General features: G+C 37.5%; 26 protein-coding genes. 2 read left to right on the top strand and 24 right to left on the bottom strand.

The window, feature by feature from the left end; genetic code table 11:
* Window positions 1-5: 5 nt before the first annotated feature.
* Entirely contained in the window at window positions 6-899 is an 894-nt protein-coding gene (locus HUW50_RS07860; protein WP_066328642.1) for a stage II sporulation protein SpoIIQ, read from the bottom strand.
* 145 nt (window positions 900-1,044) lie between these two features.
* On the opposite strand from HUW50_RS07860, the gene HUW50_RS07865 reads away from it, so the two are divergent.
* Window positions 1,045-1,416 carry a VanZ family protein gene (locus HUW50_RS07865; RefSeq protein WP_066328641.1) on the top strand — a complete coding sequence of 124 codons (372 nt, stop codon included), beginning with the start codon at window positions 1,045-1,047 and terminating at the stop codon, window positions 1,414-1,416.
* Between the two features lie 83 nt (window positions 1,417-1,499).
* On the opposite strand, the gene spoIID is transcribed toward HUW50_RS07865, so the two are convergent.
* The 4 genes from spoIID to HUW50_RS07885 all read right to left on the bottom strand — a co-directional run bounded on the left by spoIID (window position 1,500) and on the right by HUW50_RS07885 (window position 5,611).
* Complete coding sequence (spoIID, locus tag HUW50_RS07870; protein ID WP_185654048.1) at window positions 1,500-2,510, bottom strand: stage II sporulation protein D; 1,011 nt, start codon at window positions 2,508-2,510, stop codon at window positions 1,500-1,502.
* 558 nt (window positions 2,511-3,068) lie between these two features.
* Window positions 3,069-4,370: a UDP-N-acetylglucosamine 1-carboxyvinyltransferase gene (gene murA / locus HUW50_RS07875; RefSeq protein ID WP_185653811.1), complete on the bottom strand. Its 1,302-nt coding sequence runs from the start codon at window positions 4,368-4,370 to the stop codon at window positions 3,069-3,071.
* A 32-nt stretch (window positions 4,371-4,402) separates the two neighbouring features.
* Complete coding sequence (locus HUW50_RS07880; RefSeq protein ID WP_157094310.1) at window positions 4,403-5,134, bottom strand: YwmB family TATA-box binding protein; 732 nt, start codon at window positions 5,132-5,134, stop codon at window positions 4,403-4,405.
* A gap of 246 nt (window positions 5,135-5,380) precedes the next feature.
* Entirely contained in the window at window positions 5,381-5,611 is a 231-nt protein-coding gene (locus tag HUW50_RS07885) for a DUF1146 family protein (protein WP_066328633.1), read from the bottom strand.
* Window positions 5,612-6,015: 404 nt separating this feature from the next.
* Between HUW50_RS07885 and HUW50_RS07890 the strand changes: the two genes are divergently transcribed.
* A complete protein-coding gene (locus HUW50_RS07890; protein ID WP_066328631.1) occupies window positions 6,016-6,513 on the top strand; it encodes a hypothetical protein in 498 nt (165 codons plus the stop codon).
* Between the two features lie 251 nt (window positions 6,514-6,764).
* Here HUW50_RS07890 and HUW50_RS07895 read toward each other — a convergent pair whose 3' ends face one another.
* The 19 genes from HUW50_RS07895 to HUW50_RS07985 all read right to left on the bottom strand — a co-directional run bounded on the left by HUW50_RS07895 (window position 6,765) and on the right by HUW50_RS07985 (window position 24,746).
* Window positions 6,765-7,160 (bottom strand): F0F1 ATP synthase subunit epsilon, encoded by a 396-nt coding sequence (locus HUW50_RS07895; RefSeq protein ID WP_066328627.1) that lies wholly within the window; start codon window positions 7,158-7,160, stop codon window positions 6,765-6,767.
* 25 nt (window positions 7,161-7,185) lie between these two features.
* Entirely contained in the window at window positions 7,186-8,604 is a 1,419-nt protein-coding gene (gene atpD / locus HUW50_RS07900) for a F0F1 ATP synthase subunit beta (protein ID WP_066328626.1), read from the bottom strand.
* A 182-nt stretch (window positions 8,605-8,786) separates the two neighbouring features.
* Window positions 8,787-9,644, bottom strand: coding sequence for an ATP synthase F1 subunit gamma (atpG, locus tag HUW50_RS07905; RefSeq protein WP_066328624.1), 858 nt, complete (start codon window positions 9,642-9,644; stop codon window positions 8,787-8,789).
* A 97-nt stretch (window positions 9,645-9,741) separates the two neighbouring features.
* Window positions 9,742-11,250, bottom strand: coding sequence for a F0F1 ATP synthase subunit alpha (gene atpA, locus HUW50_RS07910; RefSeq protein ID WP_066328622.1), 1,509 nt, complete (start codon window positions 11,248-11,250; stop codon window positions 9,742-9,744).
* Window positions 11,251-11,265: 15 nt separating this feature from the next.
* Window positions 11,266-11,811, bottom strand: coding sequence for a F0F1 ATP synthase subunit delta (locus tag HUW50_RS07915; RefSeq protein ID WP_185653812.1), 546 nt, complete (start codon window positions 11,809-11,811; stop codon window positions 11,266-11,268).
* A complete protein-coding gene (gene atpF, locus HUW50_RS07920) occupies window positions 11,808-12,329 on the bottom strand; it encodes a F0F1 ATP synthase subunit B (protein WP_066328613.1) in 522 nt (173 codons plus the stop codon). Before atpF ends, HUW50_RS07915 begins: the two co-directional genes overlap by 4 nt.
* Before the next feature lie 213 nt (window positions 12,330-12,542).
* Window positions 12,543-12,755, bottom strand: coding sequence for a F0F1 ATP synthase subunit C (gene atpE / locus HUW50_RS07925; protein WP_066328611.1), 213 nt, complete (start codon window positions 12,753-12,755; stop codon window positions 12,543-12,545).
* Window positions 12,756-12,831: 76 nt separating this feature from the next.
* On the bottom strand, window positions 12,832-13,566 hold the full coding sequence (gene atpB / locus HUW50_RS07930) for a F0F1 ATP synthase subunit A (RefSeq protein WP_066328609.1): 735 nt from the start codon (window positions 13,564-13,566) through the stop codon (window positions 12,832-12,834).
* A gap of 21 nt (window positions 13,567-13,587) precedes the next feature.
* Entirely contained in the window at window positions 13,588-13,956 is a 369-nt protein-coding gene (locus HUW50_RS07935; RefSeq protein WP_185653813.1) for an ATP synthase subunit I, read from the bottom strand.
* A gap of 7 nt (window positions 13,957-13,963) precedes the next feature.
* On the bottom strand, window positions 13,964-14,185 hold the full coding sequence (locus HUW50_RS07940; protein ID WP_066328605.1) for an AtpZ/AtpI family protein: 222 nt from the start codon (window positions 14,183-14,185) through the stop codon (window positions 13,964-13,966).
* A gap of 220 nt (window positions 14,186-14,405) precedes the next feature.
* Complete coding sequence (locus tag HUW50_RS07945; RefSeq protein WP_185653814.1) at window positions 14,406-16,649, bottom strand: S8 family serine peptidase; 2,244 nt, start codon at window positions 16,647-16,649, stop codon at window positions 14,406-14,408.
* A 97-nt stretch (window positions 16,650-16,746) separates the two neighbouring features.
* Window positions 16,747-17,376, bottom strand: a complete 630-nt coding sequence (gene upp / locus HUW50_RS07950) for a uracil phosphoribosyltransferase (protein ID WP_066328604.1) — start codon at window positions 17,374-17,376, stop codon at window positions 16,747-16,749.
* 291 nt (window positions 17,377-17,667) lie between these two features.
* Window positions 17,668-18,909, bottom strand: coding sequence for a serine hydroxymethyltransferase (gene glyA / locus HUW50_RS07955; protein ID WP_066328598.1), 1,242 nt, complete (start codon window positions 18,907-18,909; stop codon window positions 17,668-17,670).
* A 637-nt stretch (window positions 18,910-19,546) separates the two neighbouring features.
* On the bottom strand, window positions 19,547-20,119 hold the full coding sequence (locus HUW50_RS07960) for a TIGR01440 family protein (protein WP_185653815.1): 573 nt from the start codon (window positions 20,117-20,119) through the stop codon (window positions 19,547-19,549).
* Window positions 20,120-20,138: 19 nt separating this feature from the next.
* Window positions 20,139-20,585 (bottom strand): ribose 5-phosphate isomerase B, encoded by a 447-nt coding sequence (gene rpiB, locus HUW50_RS07965; RefSeq protein WP_066328594.1) that lies wholly within the window; start codon window positions 20,583-20,585, stop codon window positions 20,139-20,141.
* 58 nt (window positions 20,586-20,643) lie between these two features.
* Window positions 20,644-21,933, bottom strand: coding sequence for a methyl-accepting chemotaxis protein (locus HUW50_RS07970; protein ID WP_185653816.1), 1,290 nt, complete (start codon window positions 21,931-21,933; stop codon window positions 20,644-20,646).
* A gap of 21 nt (window positions 21,934-21,954) precedes the next feature.
* Window positions 21,955-22,404 carry a low molecular weight protein arginine phosphatase gene (locus tag HUW50_RS07975; RefSeq protein ID WP_185653817.1) on the bottom strand — a complete coding sequence of 150 codons (450 nt, stop codon included), beginning with the start codon at window positions 22,402-22,404 and terminating at the stop codon, window positions 21,955-21,957.
* 140 nt (window positions 22,405-22,544) lie between these two features.
* Window positions 22,545-23,180 (bottom strand): hypothetical protein, encoded by a 636-nt coding sequence (locus tag HUW50_RS07980; RefSeq protein WP_066328577.1) that lies wholly within the window; start codon window positions 23,178-23,180, stop codon window positions 22,545-22,547.
* A gap of 180 nt (window positions 23,181-23,360) precedes the next feature.
* On the bottom strand, window positions 23,361-24,746 hold the full coding sequence (locus tag HUW50_RS07985; protein WP_066328569.1) for an alkaline phosphatase: 1,386 nt from the start codon (window positions 24,744-24,746) through the stop codon (window positions 23,361-23,363).
* Window positions 24,747-25,060 lie beyond the last annotated feature (314 nt).

Raw genomic sequence — 25,060 nt, forward strand, 5'->3', positions numbered from 1 at the left:
TATCCTTACGAATTTAGTGTGTTATTTGAAGCTTCAGGCTCGTTAGATTGTTCGCTTCCTTCAGTTTCTCCCTTTTGGGCATCTTTATCTGATTCTGGAGATTCCTCTGCAGACTTGTCATCTGCTTCAGCGTCTTCTTTTGGAGCTTCAGCATCTTCACTTGGAGCTTCTTCCTGTGTAGCTTCCTCTTGAGTTGCTTCTTCTTGAACTGGCTCTTCAATGGATGTTACCGGCTTATCCATATATGTTAACGGGTTAATCGCTGTACCATTTTGACGAATTTCGAAGTGTAAGTGATTACCATCTTCTTCATTGTAAAGATTTTTACCAGCTTTACCAATTAACTCATTTTGTTCAACTTTATCACCAGCTTGTACATTTGCTTCAGCTAATGATTGATAAACTGTTACTACATCGTTTTCATGCTCAATTTCAACAACATAGCCTAAAATTGGATCTTTCGTTGCTTTTGTTACTGTACCACTTAGTGATGCAACAACATCAAATTGTTTTTGATCCTCATTTGCAATGTCGATCCCTTTATTCATTCTATAAGAATTGTTATAGGATACTAGTGCCGCTTCTTGCTCTTCAGTTGAAGCGTTAGGATCATAGAACTTTTTAACGACTGAAACTGCATCTGGATCTAAAGCAGGCATTTTAACGTTTTCTTTAAGTGCATTTACTTCTACTGCTTCAGGATCATTCATTGCGTTTTCTCCTTGATCAGGAGTTTGCAAATCCTCTGCTACATTGTTGCTAATGCTTTGATACCATAAAACCGCTGTAAGGATAACTGCAGCACTCATTAGGTAAATTGCCGGAAATACCCAACGTTTTCTAAAAAATTGTTGAAATTTTGTGTTTTGAGAAGTACGTTTCTTTTCTTCCTCTCTCATTCTATCATCACCTCAGCAATCATTCTGATCAGATTCGCTGAATTATATACACATCTTTAAAAAAATTTTTTTAAATTTAGTATGTGCGTTGTTTATAATAATATGTACCGATTAGAAAATTTTTTAAAATAAAGGAGTTTATCGCATGAAAAAGCTGCTCATTACAATTCTTCCCCTTCTATATATGGTGCTAATTTGGATATTATCTAGTAATCCAGCTGACGCGTTTGTTAAAACACCATTTTCCTTCGACACGCTATTGAAGGAATCCCTACACTTAATAGAATTTGCGATTCTTTATTGGCTGATTGCATTCGCATTTATGGCACATAAAAAATGGAGTGAACGAGCAAGCTTGGTGGCAGCGATCATAGCAATCCTATATGGTCTAACAGATGAAATTCATCAATCGTTTGTTCCAGCTCGTTCAGCAACAGTGATTGATTTTGTGAAGGATACGATTGGGGTTACTATTTCCTATTTAATTGCGAAGCGAAAATTTTTCAGTGTGAAATAATGATATTTATTATTAAGAAGGCTAACTCGCCGAACAATAAAAGGCAGTCAAAATAGGTGAACTATTTTTGACTGCCTTTTTATTTATTTTTTTACAGTATATTTCGTTAAAAATGGCTCTGCTGCAGAAATTTTTGCTCCTTGATAATAGTAGGATACAATATCATTATAATTTTTACCTTCCTCAGCCATAAAGTTTGCACCATATTGACTCATTCCAACTCCATGTCCAAAGCCCTTTGTTTCAATTACAACCGAATCACCTTTCATCTCCCATGTGAAATCAGATGATTTTAATTCAAGCTTTTCTCTCACGTCTCGACCGCTAAACTCTTTGCCACCAACCTCAACTGTTGCTACACGCTTTCCAGGTGTCAGTGCGGTTATCTTTCCAACAGATCCATTATTATCTATATTAACTCCCAATTTGTTTTCAAATTCTTTAATGGAAATAACCTTTTGATCGTAGAACTTTGGTGAATCCTCATCCCACGTACTTTCAACACTTTTTAAATAAGGAATAGCTTCTGTCCAATAGGCTTCAGAATTTTCCGTGTACCCATTGCTAGTTGAAAAGAATAGGGCATCGATTGGTTGATTTTCATATGTAAGAACTTTACCCTGCGTTGCGGCAACGGCTTCTGTTATTCTCTCCAATTTCCATGCATAGTCATCTCCCCATTGACTTTCTAACTCTTGAGGATTTTTATATACTTGGTGCATTTGGGTATCTGTTACGATAGATCCTTCTGGTGCGCTTAAGGTTTGATCATTCATCATCTGCTTTGTAATATATGTTCTTGCCGCTAAAGCTTGAGCCTTCAATGCTTCTGATTCAAACTCTGCTGGCATTTCAGAAGCCACTACCCCAATGACATACTCTTCTAACGGGATATTTTCAATTTTCTTTGTTTGGCTTCTATAAACAGGAACTGCAACAGGGGATTCAGCCAATACCGGTGCATCACTTTTAGCAACAGAAAGCTCTTCACCTAATTTCCCTTTGGATTGATCCATAAACGGAGTCACTAGTAGAGTTGGAATAAGGAGAATAATAATGAATAATGCGCCAAATGCAAAGAGAACTGGTTTCATTGATTTCATGTTTTAAGGCCTCCAATAAGATTTAGGTTGAGTTGATGAGTGTTTATCTATAGTTCATCTTATGGGCTCGGACAAGCAATTATGACAGGAAAAAACTTGGACAGCACATTATTTTCCGGTGGATGGACAGGGGTGTGGGTATGGCACTTTTTTAGTGGTTAGATTGGAATTTTAGCATTGTGGAGATTTCTTTTTGATTTGTGATTTATGTGGCCTTTTGGGTATGGTTTTTATAGTAAAGATTAGGATAGACTCGAGAGGCTTCGTCAAAACATGAGCTTGTTGCGTCTTTTTGACACTATGTTTAAGTCAATTCGGTACTTTGTTGCGTCACATCACTCTATTATTGCGTCAATTCAATTCTTCATCGCCTCTTTTAACCTTATATCGCCCTCCCTCCAAATATCTCAACTTTTTCACATATTCATGTATAAACTCCAACTAATATAGGTATTCTAGTAAAGTCGTGAAAAGAACGTTTCCTAAAGACAAAATTAAAAGAAGCAGGTTTCCATTTAAGGCTCCTGCTTCTTTTATGAAGGCATATAATTAGTCTGATACAGCTGCTTGCTGATCAGATGTTGTTTGAATTTCTTCTTTCACACGTTCGATGTCAGCACCGATTGACGCAAGTTTCGTGTGGAAGTCTACATAACCTCTGTCTAGATGTTTAAGCTCTGTTACACGTGTATGACCTTCAGCACATAGGCCTGCAAGGATAAGTGCTGCACCTGCACGTAAGTCTGTAGCTGCAACTTCTGCTCCTTGTAATCCCACAGGACCATTGATGATGACAGAACGTCCTTCGATTTTAATATCTCCATTCATGCGACGGAATTCTTCAACATGCATGAAACGATTTTCAAAAACTGTTTCAGTAATCATACTAGTGCCTTTTGCTTGAAGAAGTAGTGCCATCATTTGCGATTGCATATCTGTTGGGAATCCAGGATGTGGCATTGTTTTGATGTCGATTGGTTTTAAATTTTCAGGTCCAATTACTCGGAGACCATCTTCTTCTTCTACAATTTTAACGCCCATCTCTTCCATTTTAGCAACAAGAGATGTTAGATGTTCAGGCACAGCTCCTCGAACTAGTACATTTCCTCCAGTAATAGCAGCAGCAACCATAAATGTTCCTGCTTCAATACGGTCAGGAATAATTGTATGGTGTGCACCTTTTAAATATGCAACACCTTCAATACGGATTGTCCCTGTACCTGCACCGCGAATGATCCCACCCATTGCATTGATGTAATTCGCTAGGTCTACAATTTCAGGTTCTTTAGCACAGTTTTCAATTACTGTTGTTCCTTCTGCAAGAGCAGCAGCCATAATGATGTTTTCAGTAGCTCCAACACTTGGGAAGTCAAGATAAATACGAGCACCTTTAAGTCTTCCGTTAACTTCTGCTTCTATAAATCCGTTTCCTACTTTAATCGTTGCTCCCATTGCTTCAAAACCTTTTAAATGCTGATCAATTGGTCTTGAACCAATTGCACATCCACCAGGTAACGCAACACGTGCACGACCATTACGAGCCAATAGTGCTCCCATTACTAATACTGAGGCACGCATTTTTCTTACATATTCAAATGGTGCTTCTGTTGTAAGCTCCTTTGATGCATCTACAATCACTTGATTATTTTCAAAATGGACATCTGCGCCTAAATATCGCAGAACTTCATTAATTGTATACACATCGGAGAGCGTAGGTACGTCACTGATGATACTTTTTTCTTCACTAGCTAACAAAGATGCAGCGATAACTGGTAAAACGGCGTTTTTTGCTCCTTCAACTTTCACGGTACCGTTTAACTTTCGACCGCCGCGGACGATGATTTTTTCCAAAGTATTCCCCTCCGCGTCCCAATTTCTCTATATTAATATTCAGACGTAATGATTGGTGTTCCTATTACAAGTGTAGTATTATTGCCCATTCCGTCCGTTCTCATTGCAATTTGAATGTTCATTTCATCGTTGTTTGTTGGAATAAAGTCTTCCCATAATGAGGTTTTTCCTGATACAGAAATAAAATCTGGTTCCTGAAGTTTTTCAACAGGACTAGCATCAAATTCCTTTAATACTTCAATTGACTTTTCGTACAAACTAACTTTCATCTTATCATCAAGCATTCCTTCTACACAAGCAAAAGTTGTAACATTTTCGTGAAATATGTCGAATGACTGGTTGGTAAAATATTCATTCATTTTGTTCCAGTTTGTTTGCTTACCTTCACCCATTACCTCATAGAGGATATACGATTGTGATTGATTGTTTGTGAGGGTGGTTACTAGTTGAAGCTTCTCAATTATGTTTTTCTTTTCATTCACATAAACACCGATCGCTTTAGATACTTCATTGTCTTGCTCATACGCCCAATTATATTGACGATGCTGGTCTACAAATTGTTTCACTTCTTTAATTGACTTTTTATCGACAATCTTTTTGGAATACAAGGACCACTTATCAATTTGTACGTCTTGGTTAAGCATCACTTCAGCAATACGTGAAATCTTTGCCTCATTTCCTTCTGCTCCTATATGATTAGTCACCAATGTAAACACAATAAACATTGTTGTAAAAGCCACAATTGCTATCTCTTTTTTTCTCATCACGGTCACTTCCTCTCCTTAGTAACATTGTTACCGGATTAGAAGTAGACATACGTGGAAATAGTCGTCAATATTAGACAAACCTTAGCCACGGAATAAGAAAAATTGTTTATCGTATGCAACACTTTTTTAGATTCTCACTGTTATACGCAATAGGGGTTGTATGTAGCATTCATACCCCGATCAAAATGCCTATAAACACTAATAGGAAAAGCTTTGTAACTGTGTTTCAATTAATTGCCTTGATTAAAATAACATAGGCAATGCTTGAGCCCATAACAAGTAATCAAGGAAAAAATTACTAACCATAGATCCTATTGCAATTGTTAATAGTATTAAAAGTGCTCTTGCTTGTATTACTTTGCCCGTTTTTATCCATTTCTCGATGTTCAATGCTTGTAAAGACCACCAGGTTATAACCATAAAGCCAAGATTTACAAGCATACTTATTAAAGCCATTTGGCCATAGTCGGGCATTCTTTCATCCCTCCATTTTACGATCATAAAGACACAAAGCAACTTAAATCATACCTCATTTTTTCAAAAAAACAAGCTTATATTTACCTATAAATAAGGGAAAAACAACCACTATAACCATTTTTATCCTCGGTATATACCCTTGAACATTATATATAAAAAATGGTGTTACATGATTGATTTTTAGCTTTAACAAAAATTTAATGTATTTAGGTTATAATTTACAGTTCATGCTTTAAACTACATTTTGTTACTACTCAATTCTACTATGGTCTGACCTCCAATAAATTCCTTAATTATGAATAAATTGTTACAGAATTATTGGCCAACATTCTATGTTATACTTTGCGGGTATAACATTATTGCTTCCTAATCAAGGACACGCAAATAGAAAGGATGAGAAAATGGAGCCAATATTTGATAGTCCACGAGATGTGTTTTTCGAGTATGCAGATCAATTACCATTTTTTGATAACCTTTACGCTGCTCAAACACACTATTATCAGCAACGGAAGGAACAGCTTTTGCTTTTAGTAGAAATATGTAGAGAAGTTAACCTTTCCCTTGATTATTCACCAAAAAGCCTAATCTACCTTGAGGAATTATACTTTCATTTTTTTCAAAAGAATAGATTCTATGACTTTCAAATAAGCATCGAAGAGTTTGAGCAATTGACTAGTGTTTATTTGTGTGAAATAGTAATCCAAAAAAATAGTGATAAAGCGGAATGGTTTGTGGAGGAATATTCTCATGTTGATCATAAATACACAATGGGTATTCGCTATGGTCGATATCATTTACACTTTCAGAATTTATTCCCTCACCATTATTTATCAAATAAGGATGCTAGTGGTCAGACGTTCTACAAGCGATTCTTAAGGATGAATAAGCACTGTAAGTAAGTAGAGATGAGGCAGAACTCTAAAATCGATTTCTGACGTATTTAGAGAGGCCTGCTCATATCTGAATAATGTGTTGGACATATCCCAATTACAAATATGTGTATGTACCTTGATCATCACAGATAAGTAATAGATTGCTTATCAAAATGTGCACTTTACCTATTTGAAGCCGTGTGCAATTTTATTAATAACATTATCTAATAAAAAAGGATGGTCGTAGAGCAAAACTCTATGACCATCCTTTTCATTATTTATTTCGTTACATCTAAACGGTTGATTGCACGTCGAAGTGCTAATTCAGCACGTTTAAAATCGATTTCATCTGTTTTTTGATTTAGACGCTCTTCAGCACGTTTTTTAGCTGCTTGGGCACGAGTTACATCAATCGACTCTGATTTTTCAGCTGTTTGAGCTAAAATCGTAACTTTGTCAGGTCGTACTTCAATAAAGCCACCACTAACAGCAACGAGTTCAGTGCCACTCCCTTGCTTTAGACGAACTGCTCCAATTTCCAATGGAGCAACCATAGGAATATGACCTGGTAAGATACCAAGCTCACCACTATGAGCTTTTACGCTCACCATTTCTACGTCTGCATCGTAAACTGGGCCATCGGGAGTAACGACATTGACTAATACTGTCTTCATACTCATACCCTCCTAGGTCCCAAAATTAGGCTTCTACACCCATTTGTTTTGCACTTTCGATAACTTCTTCAATACGTCCTACTAAACGGAACGCATCTTCTGGAAGGTGATCATACTTACCTTCAAGAATCTCTTTGAAACCACGAACAGTTTCTTTAACAGGAACATATGAACCAGCTTGTCCAGTAAATTGTTCTGCAACGTGGAAGTTTTGAGATAAGAAGAATTGAATGCGACGAGCACGAGCAACAGTTTGCTTATCTTCATCAGAAAGCTCATCCATACCTAAAATCGCGATGATATCTTGAAGCTCTCTATAACGTTGTAATGTTTGTTGTACTTGTCTAGCAACAGAGTAATGCTCATCTCCAACGATTTCAGGTGATAAAGCACGTGAAGTCGAAGCAAGAGGATCCACCGCAGGGTAAATACCCATTTCAGATAATTTACGCTCTAAGTTAGTTGTTGCATCTAAGTGAGCAAATGTCGTTGCAGGAGCCGGATCCGTGTAGTCATCGGCTGGAACGTAAATTGCTTGGATAGATGTAACAGAACCTACGTTAGTAGATGTGATACGCTCTTGTAATTGACCCATCTCAGTTGCTAATGTTGGTTGGTAACCAACGGCAGATGGCATACGTCCAAGAAGGGCAGAAACCTCTGAACCTGCTTGTGTGAATCGGAAAATGTTATCCATGAAGAAAAGAACGTCCTGTCCTTGATCATCACGGAAATATTCAGCCATTGTAAGACCTGTTAAAGCAACACGCATACGTGCTCCAGGTGGCTCATTCATTTGTCCGAATACCATTGCTGTTTTCTTAATAACTCCAGAGTCAGTCATCTCATGGTAAAGGTCATTACCTTCACGAGTACGCTCACCAACACCAGCGAATACAGAAATACCACCGTGCTCCTGTGCGATGTTGTTAATTAACTCCTGGATTAATACGGTTTTACCTACTCCGGCACCACCGAATAGACCGATCTTACCACCTTTAATATATGGTGCAAGTAAGTCTACAACTTTAATTCCTGTTTCTAAAATTTCAACCTCAGTTGAAAGTTGATCGAATTTAGGAGCTTGTCTATGGATTGGATCACGACGAGACTCTGCAGGAATTGGCTCATCTAAGTCGATATTATCACCTAATACGTTAAATACACGACCTAGAGTTACATCACCAACAGGTACAGAAATTGGTGCACCTGTATCAGTAACATCTACTCCACGAACAAGTCCATCTGTAGAAGACATCGCAACAGTACGTACTGTATCGTCACCTAAATGTAGGGCAACTTCTAAAGTAAGATCGATAGCGACTTCATTATCATTCGCTTCGGTTTTAATTGTAAGGGCATTATAAATGTCTGGAAGTTGACCACTTTCGAACTTTACGTCAACAACCGGACCCAAAATTTGCGTAATGCGTCCTTTATTCATCGTTTTCCCTCCTATCACGAAATGCGTAAGCGCCTTGCTTAGGCCTGACAAGTATAAGACGAGCAGGAAAAAAAGGCGTTCTTTGCCTTCATTTCCTGATTGGCTTATGCTCGAAGGTCTAGGCGCTGAAGCTAGACACCAAGCAAATTACGAAATTTACTTTCTATAACGAATTAGTTAATCTATTCAAGTGCCGCAGCGCCGCCAACGATTTCTGTGATTTCTTGTGTAATCGCAGCTTGACGTGCACGGTTATATGTCAATGTAAGACCATTAATTAGCTCTTTTGCATTGTCAGTTGCATTTTTCATTGCTGTCATCTGTGCTGCATGCTCAGAAGCTTTACTATCAAGTAATGCTCCATAGATGAGACTTTCAGCATATTGTGGTAACAACACTTCTAAAATTTCTTCTTGGTTTGGTTCAAACTCATAAGATGTTAATTTACTACTTGAAGCAATATCAGTTAGTGGAAGAAGTTTTTTCTCCGTAACATCTTGTTGAATTGGACTAACAAAATGATTGTAATACATATACAACTCATCAAATGTTCCATCTGCATACATGTTTACTGCATTACTTGCAATATCCTTTATGCTTGCAAAAGATGTTTCATCACTAATACCAGTGATTTCAGAAATAACGTTCATTCCACGCTTGTTAAAGAAGTCACGACCCATTTTACCAAGTGCGATTATTACAAATTCATCATTCGACTTATGTCGCTTTTGAGTTGCTTGGAAAACAGCACGGATTACACTACTGTTAAAAGCCCCTTTTAAACCACGATCAGAAGTAATGACTAAATATGCAGTACGCTTAACAGGACGGCTTTCTAGCATTGGATGACTTACATCAGTACTACCATTTGCTATACTTGCAACAACCTCTTGAATTTTATTCATATAAGGTACAAATGCCTTCGCATTATTTTCTGCACGTTTAAGCTTTGCAGTAGCAACCATTTCCATTGCTTTTGTAATCTGACTTGTCTTTTTTGTTGAAGTAATTCTGGATTTTATGTCGCGTAATGATGCCAAAGGTTCTCACCACCTTTATTTAAAAATCAGCAAATTTGATTATAACGTGCTAAGTGAAAGCTCAGAGAGCCTTCACCGCAGCAAAATTCTTATATAATTATTCAGAAACAGCAAACGTCTTTTTGAAGCCTTGAATTGCTGCTTGTATATCTTCGTCTTTTGGAAGTCCGCCTGTTGTACGAATTTCTTCAAGAAGTGCTTTGTTATTTTGATCTAAATATGCATTGAACTCATCTTCAAAGCGAGTGATATCTGATACAGGAATATCATCCAAGAATCCTTTAGTCAAGGTATAAAGAATGACAACTTGTTTTTCAACTGCTAATGGTTTATTTAATCCTTGTTTTAGTACTTCAACAGTACGCGCACCACGGTTTAATTTAGCTTGTGTTGCTTTATCAAGGTCAGATCCGAATTGAGCAAATGATTCAAGTTCACGATATGAAGCTAGATCTAGACGTAATGTACCAGCTACCTTCTTCATCGCTTTAATTTGTGCTGAACCACCAACACGAGATACAGATAAACCTGCGTTAATCGCTGGACGTACGCCAGAGAAGAAGAGGTCAGACTGAAGGAAGATTTGTCCGTCAGTGATTGAGATAACGTTTGTTGGAATATAAGCCGAAACGTCACCTGCTTGTGTCTCAATGAATGGTAATGCAGTTAATGAACCTGCACCTTTTGCATCACTTAATTTTGCAGCACGCTCGAGTAAACGAGAATGCAAGTAGAAAACGTCACCAGGGTATGCTTCACGACCTGGAGGACGACGAAGTAGTAATGAAAGCTCACGGTATGCCGAAGCTTGCTTCGTAAGGTCATCATATACAACAAGAACATGCTTGCCGTTATACATGAATTCCTCACCCATTGTTACCCCAGCATAAGGTGCTAAGAATAACATTGGAGCAGGTTGTGATGCAGATGCAGTTACAACGATTGTGTAATCTAATGCACCATGCTTACGCAATGTTTCAACAACACCACGTACAGTTGATTCTTTTTGACCAATTGCAACATAGATACAAACCATATCTTGATCTTTTTGATTCAAGATTGTATCGATTGCTACAGAAGTTTTACCAGTTTGACGGTCACCGATGATTAACTCACGTTGTCCACGCCCAATTGGTACTAATGCGTCAATTGCTTTAATACCAGTTTGAAGTGGTTCATGAACAGATTTACGGTCCATAACGCCAGGTGCTGGACTTTCAATTGGTCTAGTTTTTGTTGTTTCAATCGGACCTAATCCATCAACAGGTTGTCCTAATGAGTTAACGACACGACCGATTAAAGCTTCACCTACAGGAACCTCCATGATGCGTCCTGTTCGACGAACTTCGTCACCTTCACGAATATCTGTGAAAGGTCCTAAAATAATAATACCAACGTTATTTTCCTCAAGGTTCTGAGCCATACCCATAACGCCATTTGCGAATTCTACTAGCTCTCCAGCCATGACATTGTCGAGGCCATGAGCACGAGCGATACCGTCCCCAACTTGGATTACAGTACCAACATCGCTAACTTTTATATCAGACTGATAGTTCTCAATTTGCGCCTTTATCAGCGCGCTAATTTCTTCAGCTTTGATGCTCATGAGTTTCACCCCTATCTACAATCTATTTGCGACTAATTGTCGTTCTATTCGTTCAAGCTTACCGCTTATACTGCCATCATAAATACGATTGCCAATACGTAGCTTTACGCCACCTATTAGGTTCTTATCAACAACGTTTTGTAAACGAAGTGAAGTTTTGCCAATTTTCTTAGCAAAAGAAGTAGAAATTGACGTTAATTCAAGATCTGTAAGTGCTCGAACAGAGTATACAGTTGCATCCTCTGTACCACGCGCTTCATTTGCTTGTTGCACGAAATAATTGACAACATCTGCTACAATATCTGAACGATGTCGGTCAATTAAAATGTAAAGTGTATTTACTACCTGTTTTGAAAGGCTTGCAAATGATTCCTTTACAATTGACTTTTTCGTTTCATTTGTAACTTTAGGATGGTTAAGGACATCTATTAGTTCTTTATTCGCTGTAAATACTTGTTTTACAACGAGCAATTCATTTTCGATTTGATCGATTATGTTTTGTTCCTTTGCAAGTTGAAAAAGAGCTACTGCATAACGTTTCGCAACGATCCCTTTGCTCATCGACCTTCGCCTACCTCATTGATGTAGTCGTTGATCAATTTCTCTTGCTCTTGTTCATTCAACTCTTTTTCAATTACTTTAGAAGCAATTAATACGGATAAAGATGCAACCTGCTCGCGTAATGCTGCAACTGCTTGCTCTTTCTCTTTCTCGATTTCCTGTAGTGCTGCATCTTTAAGACGGCCAGCTTCAGAACGAGCTGCTTGGATGATATCTTCCTTTTGTTGCTCACCAAGCTTTTTCGCATTTTCCACTAGAGCTTGAGCTTCCACACGTGCTTGTTTTAATAGATCACGTTGCTCTTCAACTAGCTTTTGTGCTTCAATATTTCTTTCTTCAGAACTATTAATTTCATTAGCAATATGCTCTTCACGTTGCTTCATTATGTTCATAACTGGTCCAAATGCAAATTTACCTAAAAGTGCAAGTAGGATTAAGAACATTACAAGCTGAAATACGATATCACCTGTGTTAAGGCCGCCAGTAGACGCACCTAACGCTAAATCAAACGTTAACATAGCTCGGTTTCACTCCCTTCAAGAGTTCCATGATGGGTTGATAGTGTTCGGCTTCCGATGAACTACTCGTTCCTAAGAAACCCTTCTATTCTGTATAAAGTTTAAAAGGTAAACTATTACTGTTAATCAAAAGTTTACGTATCTGTGCATAAAGGAAAGGCGAAGGTTCGCTTTGAATGATCTTCGCCATATTAATACTTTTTACTTATCGAATTATTGACCCATAACGATAAATGCGATAACTACCGCGATGATTGGAATCGCCTCAACTAATGCTACCCCGATAAACATTGTTGTTTGTAATGCACCTTTAGCTTCTGGTTGACGTGCAATCCCCTCTACTGTACGAGATACGATAAGACCGTTACCAATACCAGCACCTAGTGCCGCTAAACCAATTGCAATTGCAGCTGCTAATAAACCCATTGTTAATTTCCTCCTTTAAATGTATGAAAAGTAGTATTTCTTTTGTTTTAGTTCAATAAGTATGAACATATATTGATTAATGGTCATGACTCACTTTGTGTGCCAAATAAACCATCGTTAACATAGTGAAAATAAATGCTTGGATTGCACCCACAAAGATACTAAACCCTTGCCATGCTAACATTGGAATTGCTGCGGCAAGTGTGCCGATAATTCCACTTCCAAAACTTTCTACATATCCGCTTGTTCCAAGGCTAACAAGCAAGCCTAATAAAATTTCACCTGCGTAAATATTCCCGTAAAGACGAAGACCAAGCGTTAATGTGTTCGCAAATTCTTCAATAATCTTAAGTGGGAACATGAAAGGCATCGGCTTGAAGAAATCCTTACCGTACTCAGATACACCCTTCATTTTAATACCGTAGTAATGTGATAATGCTACGACAAGAATTGCTAGAGTTAATGTAATTGCAGGATCAGCAGTTGGAGATTTCCACCATAATTCATGGTCAACAACTATTGCAAATGGTAGACCTAACATATTTGATACAAATACATACATTAATAATGTCATACCTAACGTTAAAAAACGTCCACCCGTCTGCCAATCCATCGTGCTGCCTATAATACCTTTTACAAAGTCGACAACCCATTCAACAAAATTCTGCATACCTGTTGGCTTCATTGCTAATCTGCGTGTAGCCGCAAGTGCGATTAAGAAAACGATGATACTAGATATCGTAATCATTAATACGTTTGATAAATTAAAATATAGTCCTAAAAAATGTACCACAGGAGCTTCGTGACCCAATTGATTCACCTCTCTTCCCAGCTAAGCGCGTGAATGTTGAATTGCATAATCTATCATAATAACGATATACATCGTCATTAATCCAATAATGATACTAACTAGATCGAAATAGTCAGGAAACTTAATAGCAAAGAAGACTGCAACACCAGCTGCTGCCATTCGCGATGTTGTTCCTAACGATCCCGCTTTTCTTCCTTCTTCAATGGCGCGATCAAACTGATTATGTTTTCTCACCATGATCCACAAATTATACAGAGTAATGCAAGTTCCTAGGATTAACCCTAGAAAAACAGACTGATATTCCGTAAAACCCCACCCAATTACATAGAGGGCTAGTAGATAAAATATGTACTTTCGATATCTGCGAAACATCAGATGCATATCAAACATGAAATGTTTATTCTCCTAAAGAATAGTAGTGGATCAATCTAAGCATGGCGTAAACTCCAAAAGCTAGTCCAAGCAGAAGGCCGACGATCAAAAAAAGCGGTTCTATTTTAAAGTAATTGTCAATCCATTTTCCTCCAAAAATACCAATCAAGACTGAACCTACTAATTGGGAAAGGATTGCTGACATGAGGCCCATCGCATGGAGCGGATGGCGTTGTTTTTGACGCATTTTATAAATCCTCGCTACTAGATTTATAACGGATTTAGAGGTTAAAAGCTGGGTTTTTTATTGACATTGTAAACCTTATCATTATACCCTCGTTTAGCATACAATAGCATATATGTGATGTCAATCTGTTTAAAGTTAAAATATTCACAAACTATTTGAAACATCACAAATCGTTCACATTTCAACCCATCTCCCCCTTGACATTGTTAAGTGTAATGAATTATTCACCTAGTAAAACATCTACCTCAATTTGGTCTTCTTTTCCACTTTTCTTTGCAAAAATGATTGCTTTGTAAATACCATCTTTTAATTCTTTTAGCGTTTCTTTTTTTATCTCTTTTTTAAAAACTCCTCTAGGTACATTTCTATTCCAGTCTAAAAATCCAGCAAAGGTCATTGTATCTGGATCATATAAAGCAATTCCCATTTCATCGGCCCCACCTGGTAAATACATTTGGTACTTATATATATCAGGTTGATCACCATATACCAATTCAAATCCCATTACTCGCGGATAATTTGGTTCATCCATCACAAAAATATAAGGAAGTTCTATTATATTTTCTTCTTGTTCGATTTGAATCCACCCTTGATGGATTCCTGGATTAATTTGGTTTGGTGTTATATCAAGACTAATTGTAACTTGTCTTTTTTCTCCTGGTTTTAAAGTTACTTTAGTAGGAAGATTCCATTGAATACCCGGCTTGTAGATTGGTGATTTAAAATAAATAGTTTGTTTACGATCTGATTGATTATCAAGTGTAAGACTTCTTACTCCTTTTGTTCGGGAATGATCCGTATAGTATTGTCCAAATGTAAGTGTACCTGGATAAACTAAAACCTCTGTTTCAATCGCAGCTTTTACATTAATTCTCCCTGTTCCTTGTTCATTCGGCATTAGCTTCTTATGTTGAGCATTTTTCAAAGGTGTTGCTGTATTCATTAAGGATGCCTTGATTTGTTCGGGGCTCCATTCTGGATGTGCTTGTTTGATTAACGCACAGGCACCCGCTACATGTGGTGCTGACATACTTGTTCCTTGTAAGGCTAAATATCCACCTGGAACGGTACTATCTATGGCAACTCCTGGTGCAACAACATCTGGTTTTATCGCCCAAGTATTTGTAACTGGTCCCCTTGAGCTAAAATCAGCTAGTTCATCTTCTTCTTTCTTATATATTGTACGAATGCCTGAATTTTGCTTGAGTTTGAGCTGTTTTTTTATTAATAATCCAGCTTCTTTTGAGATCGATACAACGGGAATATCTAGTGGTATTTCTAGAGCCCCAGAAAAACCCCCTGTTATATTATTATAAATAATAACCGCTTTTGCTCCTTGCTGTTTTGCGTTACGAGCTTTTTCTGTAAAGGTCAATTCCCCTCTTTTTATTAACACGATTTTGCCTCGCATTGTCTCGTTTAAATCTTTCGTTTCTCCAAGGCCACCAAATACAATCGTATCTAAGCCTTTTAGCTCCCAAGGCTTTGCTCCTTGTAAAGAATTCATAGGAATTAATTCTTTCTCACCAGATATTTTTAAGTAAGGCATTTGCAGTGGCGGTGAGGACGCTCCTACAGAAATTGCTTTTTCTGAAGTACCAGGTGAACCAACCGTCCATACTCCTGGTCCTGAATTCCCACTAGAGGTTACGGCTACAATTCCAGATTCAACGGCATGATCAAGCGCCAAGCTTGTTGGCCAATCAGGACCGTTTACATTATTACCTAATGAAAGATTTATTATATCTACTTTATCTTTTATTGCTCTTTCAATTGCAGCTATCACTTGATCAGATGTTCCCATTCCACCAGGGCCTAGTGCTCTGTATGCAATAATATCTGCCTCTGGAGCAATTCCTTTAAATTTACCATTAGCCGCAATAATACCAGCCACATGTGTGCCATGAATTGTTTCACTTCCATTAGCTGCCATCGTTTCCATTGGATCTTTATCACCGTCAATTAAATCATAGCCACCTCGATAATTTCGATACAGATCAGGATGATGATAATCGACCCCTGTATCAATTATCGCTACTTTTACACCTTTTCCAGTGAGTCTATGATCATCCCTGTCAAATAGTCCCCTTACTTCTTCTCCTCCAATAAACGGAACACTTTCATTTATATGTGGTGCATAGGAAACAACTTGACTTGAATGAAGCACAGCCTTATCTTCCTGGATAGTTTGTAGTATTTCGAGAGGACCTTCTATTGAAAATCCATAAAATACATTTTGGTAGGTTTGATGAATGCTTAATTGAGGTTGTTCACTTATTCTCTTTTTAAAATGATGAAACTGTTCTTTTTTTACTACTATCATGATCCTTTGAATTTTTTCCTCTAAATGATTCTCACTAGGAAGTGGTGGTCGTTTAGGATAGGTTTCACCATTCGTTGTGGCAGTGAAGGATATTAATAGTAGTAAAATGATGTAAGGTATAATCTTCTTGATGATTCCCATCTAATTCCACCTCCCTTTTTAGTTTGTTCCTCATTTAGAAAAACATGTACAAAAAAAGGGAAAACCCGTTAAATGAGGTTTTCCCTTTTCTACTATATTATTTCGTTCCGTAAAGTCTGTCACCAGCATCTCCCAATCCAGGGACAATATAGCCATGATCGTTAAGCTTTTCATCTAAAGCAGCAATATAAATATCAACATCAGGATGTGCTTCCTTTACTACTTCGACGCCTTCAGGTGATGCAATTAAGCACATGAATTTGATATTTTTCCCACCACGTTTTTTCAAGGAATTAATTGCTTCTACTGCAGATCCGCCTGTTGCGAGCATCGGGTCAACAACAATAAATTCACGCTCTTCAATATCTGAAGGAAGTTTTACATAGTATTCAACTGGTTGTAGTGTTTTTGGGTCACGATATAAGCCAATATGTCCAACCTTTGCAGCTGGGATTAGCTTTAAGATTCCGTCAACCATTCCTAAACCTGCACGAAGTATCGGGATAATCCCTAGTTTTTTCCCTGAAAGCACCTTAGATTTTGCCGAACAAACAGGTGTTTCAACATCAACCTCCATTAATGGAAGTTCTCTGGTAATTTCAAACGCCATTAAGCTTGCCACTTCATCAACAAGCTCACGAAATTCCTTTGTTCCTGTACTTTTGTCACGAATATATGTAAGTTTATGTTGAATTAATGGATGATCAAACACGTATACTTTCCCCATCAAATCATCTCCTTTTCTTTTAACACTTCAATAGATTTTACAGAAATTCAATTATAGTTTCAAGTGAGTTCTATTTATTTAAACTTTCTAACTCTTTTTATTCTCTCCGTTTTCTAAGCGGAAAATGTCATATTGTCTGAAAATCCTGGTTTATTGTCCAGCTTACTTGCTATATTGTCCGAAACTGAAATATATCAGCCGAAATCAATGGGATATTGACCATTCGACATAAATAGACAATAAAAAACAGGGACTGGCTCACAAAATGTAAGTCAGTCCCTGTTGATTATATTATAGGTTTCTATATAAAGGGAATTTGCTTGTTAAGTCTTCTACGCGTTGTTTTGCTTCAGCAAGCTTTGTTGCGTCCTCATGATTTTTCAATGCAAACGCAATGATGCTTCCGATTTCATCCATTTCTTCAACACCAAAGCCACGGCTTGTTACAGCAGCAGTTCCAATACGAACACCACTTGTTACAAACGGACTTTCTGTTTCGAAAGGAATTGTGTTTTTATTAACTGTAACTCCGATTTCGTCTAATACATGCTCAGCAACTTTACCAGTTAATTGAAGTGAACGAACATCTACTAATAATAGGTGATTATCTGTACCACCTGAAACTAGTGTAAGACCTTCTGATTGTAATTTTTCCGCTAAACGCTTCGCATTGTCAATGATGTTTTGTGCATATGTTTTAAAATCATCTTGAAGAGTTTCACCAAAAGATACTGCTTTTGCCGCAATTACATGCATAAGAGGTCCACCTTGGATACCAGGGAAGATTGATTTGTCAATTTTCTTACCAAATTCCTCTTTACATAAAATCATACCACCACGTGGTCCACGAAGTGTTTTATGTGTTGTCGTTGTAACAAAATCAGCATATGGTACTGGATTTTGATGTAGTCCAGCAGCAACTAAACCAGCGATATGAGCCATATCGACCATGAAATATGCGCCTACTTCATCAGCAATTTCACGGAATCGTTTAAAGTCAATTGCTCTTGGATAAGCACTTGCACCGGCAACAATTAGCTTTGGCTTGTGAGTTCTTGCTTTTTCTAATACATCATCATAATTGATTAGATGTGTTTTTTCATCAACACCGTACTCAATGAAGTTGTATTGAACTCCACTAAAGTTTACCGGGCTACCATGTGTTAAGTGACCACCATGAGATAAATTCATTCCTAGAACCGTATCACCTTGCTCTAGAATTGTGAAATATACACCCATGTTCGCTTGCGCACCTGAGTGAGGCTGAACATTTACATATTCTGCACCAAAGATTTCTTTCGCACGATCTCTTGCAATATCCTCTACTACGTCAACATGCTCACAGCCACCATAATAACGACGACCTGGATAACCTTCAGCATATTTATTCGTAAGAACGGATCCTTGCGCTTCCATGACAGCTTCACTTACAAAGTTTTCAGAAGCAATTAATTCAATCTTCGCTTCCTGACGAGTACGTTCAAGTTGGATGGCTTCAAATACCTTTGCATCTTGTTCTGGTAAATGTTTCATTTCGTTTGAATCTCCCTTCATTAAAAACACTAGTTATGGTTTTATCTGACACAGCTTTTTCAACGTCTATTTCCATCTATATTGTACACGTTTATTAGCTGCATTGTAAAAGATTTTCTGAAAAAATTTTATTATTTTTGCCTTTTTGGCTGAACAATAGGCTTAAATACGAATATTAGTAGTAGTTCTTGTTAAAAACATTCGTTTGATTGGAAACACTACCATTACTGTTCTTTATAGTATTTTTTAAAAGACAGAAATTGATACAACCTATTGTCGTTACTTTTTCTGACAAAGTCAACCTTAAAAAGTGAATATTTGTAATTTTATTTATAGTTTGACGTTAGTGGTGGTAAGTTTGAGTTGGTTCAATAATTCTGGTTTGTGGTTTAACTATTTGGTGTTGCGGTTCAATTCTTTGGCAGAGTGGTTCAATCTACTCCGTTTTGAACAGGTATTTTTAGTGCCAGGTTCAATTATTTTGATTTGTGGTTCAATTATTTGGTGTTGCGGTTCAATTTCCGAGCAGATTGGTTCTGACCTCGGATTCCAGTGAGAGAGGTAAATTTACAATTTTACGTCTTACGTTCCCAAATAAAAAAAGGAACCAACCTTCAAAATGTTGATCCCTCTACTTTTAGTGGCATGAACTATTCTCTTTCGTAGCTTCATACACAGCTCTTGAGCCGCCAATTAGCTTTGGACGTGATTTTGCCATGGTAACGTGCGCTGATCCAATTTGCTTGATTTTGCTGCGCAATGGTACTGCGACATGCTTTAGGTGCATGCCTATGAATGTATCGCCAATATCAATTCCTGCATCAGCCTTGATAAACTCAACGACGACTGGACTTTCCATCTGTTGGTAAGCAAGCGTTGCCATTGCTCCACCAGCTTTTCTAACTGGAATGACTGTGACTTCGTCAAATTTATTTGCTTTGGCTACTGGTTTTTCGATCACTAATGCACGGTTTAAGTGCTCACAGCATTGGAAGGCGAGATGCACACCTGTTGTTTCTTTAAACTTTGTTAGTGTTTGAAAAATCATATCAGCTACTTCTTCTGAGCCTGCTGTACCGATTTTTTCACCAATCACTTCACTTGTACTACAACCAATTACCACAATATCGTCTTTTACCAGATTGGCTTGGGCATTAAAATCTTCCAAAAGATTAGATAGGTCTTGCTGCCATATTTCAAGATTTGTCATCGTTTATACGACATCCTTTTTAGTTGTGCTCATTTTCATATTCACTAATTTTACCAACTCGTGTTGCGTGACGCCCACCTTGGTATTCGGTTGTTAACCAGATTTTCGCGATTTCTCTTGCAAGGCCAGGACCTATGACACGTTCGCCCATTGATAATACATTTGTGTCATTATGCTCCCTGGTCGCTTGAGCACTGAACATATCATGGACTAGTGCACAGCGGATGCCCTTGACTTTATTTGCAGCAATGCTCATGCCAATGCCTGTACCACAAATAAGGATTCCACGATCCACTTCGCCATTGGCTACCTTTTTTGCAACTGGTAATGCATAATCGGGATAGTCAACCGAGGTGTCACACTCGCAGCCCATATCATCATACTCAATGTTCAATTCTTCTAGTAATGAGATAATTTCTCTTCGTATATTCTTTCCACCGTGATCTGATGCTATTGCTACTTTCATTTTATCCTCCTGTTGGTTGAAATGACTTTATTAATTTTTTCTATCTTTATTTTATCGCTTATCTAATAAAACGATCAATTGTTTTCCTTAACTCTTCAGCACTTCCAGCTAAATTCTTGCCTAGTTGGTTTATATGCACGATGTTGTCTGATTGCTCTGTTATAGCTGCCGCAACTTCCTGTGCACCAGCAGACGTTTGTTCAGCAATGGCCGCAACCTCTTGTGACTGTGTACCTGTTTTTTGTAGAGAGTTCATTTGATGATGAACGAGATCACTTATTTGATTTACAGATTTCGCAACTTCCAAAATGGATTGACTTGTTTCCTCTAGCATTCTAGTTGACGTTTGTCCTTTATCCGCTTGGAACTTTGCTGTTTTTACTTGTTCACCAATTTGTCCTACAACATTTTGAACTTCTTGTTGAATGTTTTGAATTAATCCCGATATACCTTTAACCGCCTTGGCACTTTCGTCAGCTAGTTTTCGTACTTCTTCAGCTACAACCGCAAAGCCTTTCCCATGCTCCCCAGCCCTTGCTGCCTCTATTGAAGCATTCAATGCCAGTAAATTCGTTTGACTTGCGATATCTCCTACTAGAGATACAATCGTTGAAACCTCATTCGCATGCTCTTCTAATCGACGAACTGCTGTCATTGATTCTTCGTTTTCTTCAGCTAATTTTTGAATACCCGTTATTAGGGCATCATATACCTGTTTACTTTCAGTTAAAGAGGCAACCATTTCTTTGGACATTTTCTCAGAAGAAGATGCTTTGTCTTCTACCTGTGCAGCAAATTCAATAATATCCTCAACAGAAGTAGCGGTTTCCTGAATCGAACTAGCAGATTGGTCTGCTCCCCTTGAAATTTCTTGAACCGTTATTGAAATAGCTTCAGCCTGTATCGAGGCATTGCTTGAGGCAGCTGCCATTTTGTTCACTTGTTCGTTTGTTACATGAAAATTTTCGTCAATACTTTGAACCATGCTTCTCATGTTATGCAGCATTTTGTTAAATGCTATACTCAAGCCTCTTATCTCATCGTCACTTTTTGAAACTGGAACATCTTCATTAATTTGACCTTCCGCAACCTTATATGCTGCACTTTCAAGCAATTGCAACGCTCTAGTAAGAAAGCCTGATCCAAAATATGCTAATACACTAGACCAAAAAATACCTAGTAAAAGCGTTATTAACGTAAAGATTTCTGGTGAAACAATGTGATCAGCATACTTCACTAGGAAATGAATAAAAAATGCACTTGTCGAATATGTAATCAGGGCTAAGACTGTTGTAAAAATAACCAGCTTCAGCCGCAAGCTAAATGTATACTTTTTTTCTCTTCTCATATCCTGTTTCTCCCCGTAGCTTTATTGCTCAAACTTGGTTATTAATTTATTAATTAAACCTTCTAAGTCTTCTAATGTTTGGCGATACATATGGAGCGGGCCACCGAATGGATCTGTGATATCCCTTTTCTCCACGTTGTCCTCTGCGACATATTCTACAAGAGTATAGGTTTTTCGACCTGCATGTGGGTAGAGGTCTATGACCGATTGCTTATGATTATTCGTCATTGTTAAGATAATCGTTGCCCATTCGATGAGCTCTTCGCTCAAACTTGAGGATTGATGGGTGCATTGTATTCCTTTTTCACTTAATGCCTCAATAGCATTGGCTGATGCATCATTTCCATCTAATGCAAAAACTCCAGCAGACCTCACGTCAAGCTCATCAGAGTTTTTAGCATGTTTTAACAATGCTTCTGCCATAGGACTTCTACATGTATTCCCGGTGCATACGAATAGAACATTTGTCATATAAAAACACTCCTTTCCACTATTATAATGGAAACGTTATGAAGAGAATAGTAAGGTATCTTGAATAATTGATTATTCTCTTCTAAAGCAAAGAAAAAAAGCATAGAGCACCTCTATACTTTTTTCGGTCTAGCCAATTATTAAAACTCTATTTTTATTTTTTGAGAGTCATTTATTTTCTTTTCATCTTTATCAAATACATCGCTTGTTGTTATTTCAATCCATTCAAGATCTTTGGAAGAGTCAATAATAAAGCCTAAGTTGCCTTTTTTTATTGTTTCCCCTTCAATTTCACCATTTAATTCTTCAAGATAGATATCTTTTCCCCAATCAAATTTCTCTCCTGAGCTCGTTTCGATCATTGCTATTGGTGCAAAATTCACCTTTTCAGTAGAAGTGTTTTCGATTTCGACAAAGACCTTAACAAAATCGAACTCCTCTTCATGTGTTAACATATGAAAATAGTCAATTAGGCTGTAATCTGGTCTTAAGTGGATGACCTTCGCATCTTTCACACTAAGTTTAATTGGACCGACCTCGTACGTTTTATTTACTTGGTTCATAGCCTTTAAGGTTGCTTCACCTTTTTCATCTGAAAAGGATTGGCCCACCTCTAGCAATGTACGATCGTCTGTTACTTGTGGGTTTGAAGAGTAATCTTTTACATACTCAGTATCTATTTGTTCCTTTACTGGAGCAATACTTGTGCTTTCGTTGTTTGAGCAAGCTACTAATAATAAAGATAATAATGTCATAAGGACAATAATTTTGTTCATGAGAAACCCCTCTATCAGCCAATTTTTTTTAAAAGTACAAACGCCTTAGTCAATTAGACCTGTGACATAATTATGACTAGGTGCTGGAGCTAGAGACCAAAACGTAGGACAAAGTTTTAGATCATCTAAAAAAGAAGAGACTGACAAGCTATGTGTCAGACCCTTCTCCTCTAAAGCAACTTAGTTATCTTCAATAACTGTTTTATTTTTACCTTTTTCTAAAAGATCAAAGATTATTTTTGCATTATCAGTATTGTCGATTTGGCCAGCAAAACGGTCTGACGATGGTCCGAATGCATAAACTGGTACATCTTCACCAGTATGACCACCAGTCGTCCAACCAGTGTTTGAACGGTTGTCAAAGATCTTTTCAATTGCATTATCAATATCTACTTCTTTTTTAGAAGCCGCATCTTTAACAGATTGGATCTCTTTAGAAGTTAACTCTAGGTCAATATATTCTTTCAAAGTATCTTCAACATCTGCACCGTTAGCAATTTGATTTGCCATGAAATCAGGTGTACGTTTTGCTGCTTTAATTGGAGCACCAAACCAATTATAAATGCCGTTTGCCCCAATTGAATAACCACCAGTAGAATGGTCAGCTGTTGCAACAACTAATGTATGCTTGTCCTTTTTCGCAAATTCAATTGCTGCTTTAAATGCTTTCTCAAAGTCTTCCATTTCACTCATTGCAGAAACGATGTCATTATCATGTCCAGCCCAGTCAATTTGGCTTCCTTCGATCATTAAGAAGAAACCGTCCTTGTCTTTGTTTAGACGATTAATTGCAGAAGTTGTCATGTCTTCTAATGACGGAATATCCTCCGTACGGTCAATCATTTTTGGCATTCCACGATCTGCAAAAAGACCAAGAATCTGATCATCTTTATTTTTTAATAGCTCATCCTTGTTTGTTACATAACTAAAGCCATCTGCTTTAAATTCATCAACAAGATTACGATCATCACGAACGAATAAATCAGTTCCTCCACCAAGAAGAACATCTACTTTATGTTTACCATTTACTAGGTCATCAAAATAGTCATTGGCGATAGCATTCATATTTTGGCGACTATGATCATGTGAACCGAATGATGCAGGAGTTGCATGAGTGATCTCAGATGTAGCAACAAGTCCAGTTGCTTTACCACGTTCTTTTGCTGCTTCCAATACTGTTTTGACATCTGATCCATCATTATCAACTGCGATTGCATTATTATACGTTTTAATACCAGCAGACATTGCAGTTGCTGCAGATGCTGAGTCTGTCACGTTTTGTTCTGGATCCTCTGGATAGGTCATTTGCTGGCCAACCAAATATTTATCAAGCTCAGTAGGGTCTGCAAACTTTGATTTATTGCTGTCTTGTAAATAGCGGTAGGCAGATGTATACGAAACTCCCATTCCGTCTCCAATTAGGAAGATAACGTTTTTAATTTCCGCATTGTTCGACTTTGTTACCTTCGCTTCAGCAGTTGAGAATGTTGCTCCTAAACTACCAAACGCTACTGTAGTCATAATAGCTAAAGGCAATAGCTTCTTTTTAACTTTCTTATTAAACATAAATAATTCCCCCTAATCAATTCTAAGCTTGATTATAAATAGATAGTTTTAATCTACTTTTAAGGGGGTGTAACGATATTGTAAATCGCTTTAAAAGATAGGAAAGGATCACCATTAGGTAAATTGTTCCATTTTTTATTTACAAATCAGGATATAAGTACTATAAACTTTTTGATTTTTCTTTTGTTGTGAGGATTTTCAGAAAGGTCTAGTAAAATATATTTAGAGGTGGATTTACATGAGGTTTACACATTCGATATCTTCTTTACAAAAATAGAGAGGAATAAAACCGGTTATGAATTGACAACCGGCTT

Source organism: Metabacillus sp. KUDC1714 (genome assembly GCF_014217835.1).
GTDB lineage: Bacteria > Bacillota > Bacilli > Bacillales > Bacillaceae > Metabacillus > Metabacillus rhizosphaerae.